Raw genomic sequence first — 964 nt, 5'->3', positions numbered from 1 at the left:
AAATGAATGGCTGCTTCCAAGCCAACATCCTGGCTGTCAAGGCAAGTGGACCTCCTTTGTTCAACTTAGTCCGAATTTAGGGACCTTAGCGGATGGTCTGGGTTCTTTCCCTCTCGGCATGGGACCTTAGCACCCCACGCCTCACTGCCGGCTATATTACGTGGCATTCGGAGTTCGTCTGGATTCGGTAGGCTTTGACACCCCCTAGTCCAATCGGTAGCTCTACCTCCACGTAACTCAACGCCGACGCTGTACCTAAATACATTTCGGGGAGTACGAGCTATTTCTCAGTTTGATTGGCCTTTCACCCCTACCCACAACTCATCCAAATCCTTTTCAACGGAAACTGGTTCGGGCCTCCAGTTGGTTTTACCCAACCTTCACCCTGGTCATGGGTAGATCACAAAGTTTCGCGTCTACCCCCCCTGACTCTGCGCCCTATTCAGACTCGCTTTCGCTGCGGCTCCATGACTTGAGTCATTTAACCTTGCCAGGGAGGAGTAACTCGTAGGCTCATTATGCAAAAGGCACGCCGTCACCCCACTAGAAGGCTCCGACCGCTTGTAAGCACACGGTTTCAGGTTCTTTTCACTCCTCTATTCGAGGTTCTTTTCACCTTTCCCTCACGGTACTGGTTCACTATCGGTCTCTCAGGAGTATGTAGCCTTAGCGGATGGTGCCGCTGGATTCAGAGGGGATTTCTCCGGTCCCCCCCTACTCAGGAATCCTCTACCGTGCTTGACTTGCTCGCTTACCGGACTCTCACCGTCTCTGGTCGACTTTCCCACGTCGTTCAGCTAAAATCAAACAATCAGATGTTGAGGTCCTACAACCCCGTGCTGGCCGTAACCAGCGCGGTTTGGGCTCGTCCCCGTTCGCTCGCCACTACTTAGGGAATCATTGTTATTTTCTGTTCCTCCGGGTACTTAGATGTTTCAGTTCCCCGGGTTTGCCCCACTACTAC

1 rRNA gene is annotated in these 964 nt (G+C 52.6%); it reads right to left on the bottom strand.

Going from position 1 to position 964, the window contains the following annotated elements:
* Window positions 1–964 (bottom strand): 23S ribosomal RNA (locus tag IEW06_RS20640); the annotation flags it as partial.

This window comes from Hymenobacter qilianensis (assembly GCF_014638675.1).
In the GTDB taxonomy this organism is placed as follows: Bacteria; Bacteroidota; Bacteroidia; order Cytophagales; family Hymenobacteraceae; genus Hymenobacter; species Hymenobacter qilianensis.
Note: the sequence above shows the minus strand (reverse complement) of the source record. Positions and strands in the feature narration are given on the sequence as shown.